The following is a 5,245-nucleotide window of genomic DNA, read 5'->3' on the forward strand; positions in this document are numbered from 1 at the left end:
GTCATGGCCTGCGGGCCGGTGGTGGCGGGGGCGTCGGTGGTGGCCTGGCGCAGGGATTCGGGGAGGTGTTCGCTCATGGTGGTGGGTCTCCGGGCTTCGATCTCAAAACGGAACGATTTGTTCCGGATACTGTGTGTTTGACGAACTGTAGGTCGGTAGTTCGCGATGGTCAATAGGGAAAATCAATAAACGGAATGATTTGTCTCTAAAATAGAAACCGTACTAAGATAGGTCAAAGCGCGGGTGACCCGCGGCTGGCGGCGCATGCGCGCCGCCGCGACGACAAGGTGCGGAGGAGAGCGAAGTGAGCGAAATCGTGATGGGCAAGCCGGACACAATGGTCGCGGCTCGCACCCTGTTCGGCATCGATTCGGGCCTGATGGTGCCGGCGTTCCGCGAACGCGACGACCATGTGCCGGAGATCGATCCGGCCTACCGTTTCAACCCCGAAGTGACGCTGGCGATCCTGGCGGGCTTTACCCGCGACCGCCGCGTGATGGTGCAGGGCCTGCACGGCACCGGCAAATCGACCCATGTCGAGCAGGTGGCGGCTCGCCTGAACTGGCCGTGCGTGCGCGTGAACCTCGACGGGCATATCAGCCGGCTCGACCTGGTCGGCAAGGACGCCATCGTCGTGCGCGACGGGCGGCAGGTCACGGAATTCCAGGAAGGGATCGTGCCCTGGGCATTGCAGCGCCCGGTGGCGCTGATCTTCGACGAATACGACGCCGGGCGCCCGGATGTGATGTTCGTGATCCAGCGCATGCTGGAGCGCGACGGCAAGTTCACGCTGCTCGACCAGAACCGCGTGATCCATCCCCATCCCGCCTTCCGCATGTTCGCCACCACCAACACCGTGGGGCTGGGCAACCTGAACGGCATGTACCACGGCACGCAGATGCTCAACCACGCGCAGATGGACCGCTGGAACGTGGTGGCCACGCTGAACTACCTGCCGCGCGCGGAAGAGGCGGGCATCGTGCTGGCGCGGGTGCCGGAACTGGCAGGCGAGGCCGGGCGCGCGCTGGTCGAATCCATGGTGAGCGTGGCGGAGCTCACGCGCAAGGGCTTTGCCACGGGAGACCTCTCCACGCTGATGTCGCCGCGTACCGTGATCAGCTGGGCGGAGAACTGCCAGATCTTCCGCGATCCGGCGCTGGCCTTCCGGCTGAGTTTTCTCAACAAATGCGACGACGCCGAGCGGCCGGTGGTGGCCGAGTACTTCCAGCGCTGCTTCGGGCGGGAACTGGATCCCGCGCGCGAAGCCGCGCCGGAGCCGCGCTGATGGCGGCGGACCGCCAGGCGGCGCGCCGCCATCAGCAGCGCGAAGCGCTGTGCGCGGCAGCAGTGCGCGCCCTCACCGGCGACGCCGCGCTGCACTATCGCGTCGGCCGCCTGTGCCGGGGCACCCGGCCGCTGCCGCTGCACGCGCCCCACATGCGCACCGATGCGCAGGCCGACGACTTTGCATCCCTGCGCGGCGCGGCGGACGGCGCCGCCTTGCGCCTGGCGCGCTCCGAGCCGGAACTGCACCGCCAGCTGTGCCCGGGCGATCCGGTCGAGCGGCTGGTGTTCGAGTTGCTGGAGCAACTGCGCTGCGAGTCGCTGCCGCCGGCCGGCATGCCGGGCCTGGCGCAGAACCTGAGGCACCGCTTCGAAGCCTGGTCGCGCGCCTTCCATCGCGCCGGCCTGGCCGAGACCCAGCTGGGCATCCTGCTGTACACGGTGGCGCAGATCGCGTGGTCGCGGCTTTCGGGCTGGCCGGTGCTGCCGGACACCGAGGACCTGATCGAAGCCACGCGGGCCGCCATCGTGCCGGTGCTCGGCGTGCCGCTGGCGGGCTTGCGCCGGCATCGCGCGGAACAGGGCGCGTTCGCCGCGCATGCGCTGGCGATCGCCAGGCTGCTTGGCGACATGTTGCGCTCTGCCCGCGCGGCGCAGGCGCAGGACGGCACCGGGGACGAGCAGGATGAGCAAGCCGTGCGCGTGGCGTTTTCGCTGGCGCTCGGTTGCGAGGACGATGAGCACGAGGCGATGGCCCCGGCGGCGACGGGCACCAGCCGCGTGCTGCAGGCCGCGGCCGGCGGCTATCGCGCCTACACCACCCGCTACGACCGCGAGATCGCGCCCGGCAAGCTGGTCCGCAAGGCCTTGCTTGCCGAGTATCGCGAACGTCTCGACCGCCGCATTGCCGAGCAAAGCATCCATGTGGCCCGGCTGGCGCGGGCGCTGAGCGCGGCGCTGGCCGTGCCGCAGCGCGATGGCTGGTCGTTCGGCGAGGAGCACGGCCGCATCGATGGCCGGCGCCTGGCGCAACTGGTCAGCTCGCCGGCCGAGCGGCGGCTGTTCCGCCTGGAGCGCCACAAGCTGCAGGCGGACTGCGCGGTCAGCCTGCTGATCGATTGCTCCGGCTCGATGAAGGCGCATATCGAGCGGGTGGCCATGCTGGTGGACGTGCTCGCGCGCGCGCTCGACCAGGCCGGCGTGGCCAGCGAGGTGCTCGGCTTCACCACCGGCGCCTGGAACGGTGGCCGCGCCCGGCTCGACTGGCTGGCGCGGGGCCGCCCCGCGCATCCCGGCCGCCTGAACGAAACCTGCCACATGGTGTTCAAGGACGCGGCAAGCCCCTGGCGCCGCGCCCGCGCCGGTATCGCCGCGCTGTTCAAGGCCGACCTGTTCCGCGAAGGGGTGGACGGCGAGGCTGTCGAATGGGCCTGCGCGCGCCTGCTGGCGCGCGCCGAGACGCGGCGGATCCTGATCGTGATCTCCGACGGCAGCCCGATGGATACCGCCACGGGGCATGCCAACGATGCCTGGTACCTGGACAACCACCTGAAGGAAGTGGTGGCGCGCCACGACACGCCGCGCGGCGTGGAAGTGCTGGGCCTGGGCGTCGGGCTGGACCTCAGCCCCTATTACCGCCGCTGCCTGGCGCTGGACCTGTCGGTGGCGCCGGCCATGCCGGTGTTCGCCGAGATCGTGCGATGGATCGGCGGGCGCGGCTGAACCGCCGCCCGGAACCGCCGCCCGGAACCGCCGGCCGGAACCGCCGCCCGGAACCGCCGCCCGGAACCGTCGCCCGGAACGGACGTGCGCATGGCGCGGGGCGGCGAACGGCCTGCCCCGCGCTCAGGCGCTACAGCAAGCCGTGCCCATCGCCGCCAGCCGCAGCAGCCCCGGCAGCATCAGGTAAGCCCCGATCACCACCAGCACGCCGAAGGCGATGCGCCGCGTCGCCAGCGCCGAAAGCGGCGGCGGATAGCGCCGCGCAGCGATCGTCGTCAGCGCCACCACGGGCACGGCCAGCGCGGCCTCGAGCCAGATATCGGCGCCGAGCTGCCCCTGCCAGGCGCTGAACAGCGTGCGCGTGACGGAAGTCGCCGTGAACACCAGGATCAGCGCGCAGCGGATTTCCACCAGCGACAAGGGCTGGCGATAGAACTGGAAGATCAGCGGCGGCCCGGAGACGCCGAACATGCCGCTGAGCAGGCCGCCGAAGACGCCGCTCATGAAGAAGCTGCGGTCGCCGGAGCGTTGCCGCAGCGGGGCGGGGCGCAGCGCCGCGCTCAGGCCGCCATACAGCACCACCGCTCCCAGCAGCCATTGCAGGATGCCCGACGCGCTGCTGCTCAGGTAGTCGAGCAGCAGCACGCCCGCCACCACCGACGGCAGGATGCCCAGCGTGGCCGCGCCCACCGCGCGCCAGTCGACGTGATGCAGCTTGCCGGGCAGGGCCACCGCGCTGTTGGCCAGCGTCACCAGGCTGACCACCATGGCCACGCTGGCCACCGGCGCCAGGCCGAGGCCGCTGGTCGCGCCCATCACGATCATGCCGAGGCCGAAGCCGGTCACGGTCTGGAAGTAGCTTGCCGCGCCCATCAGCGCGAGCAGCGGCAGCAGGTGTTCGGTGCTCATGGCAGTGACGCGGCCATGGCGTTCCCGGCGGGCTGGGGGGGCCGTGTCTGCGCGGCGGCGGCCTGGGCCTGCACCGCCGTGACCGCGATCACGTAGTAGACGTCGTCGGCGCTGCAGCCGCGCGACAGGTCGTTGGCCGGCTGCTGCAGGCCCTGCAGCAGCGGCCCGATGGCCTTGGCGCCGCCCACGCGCTCGGCCAGCTTGTAGCCGATATTGCCGGCTTCCAGGTTGGGGAAGACCAGCACATTGGCGCGGCCTTCCACCTTCGAATGCGCGATCTTCTTCGCGGCGATCTCGGCCACGATGGCCGCGTCGAGCTGCACGTCGCCGTCGATCGCCAGCGCGGGGCGCCGTTCCTGCACCAGGCGGGTTGCCTCCACCACCTTGTCGACCGCCGCGTGCCTGGCGCTGCCGCTGGTGGAGAACGACAGCATCGCCACGCGCGGCGCATCCATCAGCAGGCTCTGCGCGCTGTCGGCCGCGGCCATGGCGATCTCGGCCAGCTCGCCGGCATCGGGGTCCACCACCAGCCCGCAATCGGAAAAGATCAGTCCGCCCTTCAAGGCATGGAACGGTTCGCAGAGCATCATCAGGAAAAAACTCGACACCAGCCTGAACGCGGGATCGATGCCGATGATCTGGATGGCGGTGCGCACCACGTCGGCGGTGGTGTGCACCGCGCCGGCCACCGAGCCGTCGGCATGGCCCAGGCGCACCATCAGGTTGGCGAAGCACAGCGGCTTGAGCACCTCGCGCTTCGCTTGCTCCAGCGTCATGCCCTTCCTGCCGCGCAGCGCGAACAGCTTGTGCGCGAACGACGGTGTGAGCGCGGAGGTGGCAGGGTCGATCAGGTCCATGCCGGCCAGGTCGATGCCGTCGCCGGCGGCGGCCTGGCGGATGCGCGCCGCGTCGCCCACCAGCACGATGCGGGCAATGGCCTCGCGGCTGGCGCGTTGCGCGGCCTGCAGGATGCGCGGGTCTTCGGCCTCRCACAGCACGATGCGCCGGGGCGCGGCGCGGGCGCGCTCGATGATGCGGTTGATCGCTTTCATTGGGTCGGGCTCAGGGGTTCGGTCGCGGCGGTTCGGTTGCGTCAGTTCTGTCGCTGCGGGACAGTCGCCGCAGCGACAGGGCCGGAAGCGGCGCGGGCCGCCTCCGGCGTGCTCAGGGACTCAGGGACTCAGGGACTCAGACGAAGTCCTTGTACTTGTCGAGGGTGCGCACGGGCTTGGCGAGCGCATCGCGGCGGAACGGGTCGCCGAGCTCGCGGGTGCACATGATCTCGATGATGGTGGTCTTGCCGTGATTCATCTGCAGATCGATGGCGCGC

General features: G+C 70.3%; 4 protein-coding genes. 2 read left to right on the top strand and 2 right to left on the bottom strand.

Going from position 1 to position 5,245, the window contains the following annotated elements; translation table 11 throughout:
• The first annotated feature begins 319 nt into the window (after positions 1-319).
• Both AB4Z48_RS40085 and AB4Z48_RS40090 read left to right on the top strand, forming a co-directional pair.
• On the top strand, positions 320-1,285 hold the full coding sequence (locus AB4Z48_RS40085; RefSeq protein ID WP_441624401.1) for an AAA family ATPase: 966 nt from the start codon (positions 320-322) through the stop codon (positions 1,283-1,285).
• Positions 1,285-3,006 carry a cobaltochelatase CobT-related protein gene (locus AB4Z48_RS40090; RefSeq protein ID WP_441624395.1) on the top strand — a complete coding sequence of 574 codons (1,722 nt, stop codon included), beginning with the start codon at positions 1,285-1,287 and terminating at the stop codon, positions 3,004-3,006. The genes AB4Z48_RS40085 and AB4Z48_RS40090 overlap by 1 nt, the downstream gene beginning before the upstream one ends.
• A gap of 123 nt (positions 3,007-3,129) precedes the next feature.
• On the opposite strand, the gene AB4Z48_RS40095 is transcribed toward AB4Z48_RS40090, so the two are convergent.
• Both AB4Z48_RS40095 and pta read right to left on the bottom strand, forming a co-directional pair.
• Positions 3,130-3,915 carry a sulfite exporter TauE/SafE family protein gene (locus AB4Z48_RS40095; RefSeq protein WP_441624397.1) on the bottom strand — a complete coding sequence of 262 codons (786 nt, stop codon included), beginning with the start codon at positions 3,913-3,915 and terminating at the stop codon, positions 3,130-3,132.
• Complete coding sequence (gene pta, locus AB4Z48_RS40100; protein ID WP_441624399.1) at positions 3,912-4,967, bottom strand: phosphate acetyltransferase; 1,056 nt, start codon at positions 4,965-4,967, stop codon at positions 3,912-3,914. The genes AB4Z48_RS40095 and pta overlap by 4 nt, the downstream gene beginning before the upstream one ends.
• Positions 4,968-5,245 lie beyond the last annotated feature (278 nt).

This window comes from Cupriavidus sp. 2TAF22, from assembly GCF_052115045.1.
GTDB lineage: Bacteria > Pseudomonadota > Gammaproteobacteria > Burkholderiales > Burkholderiaceae > Cupriavidus.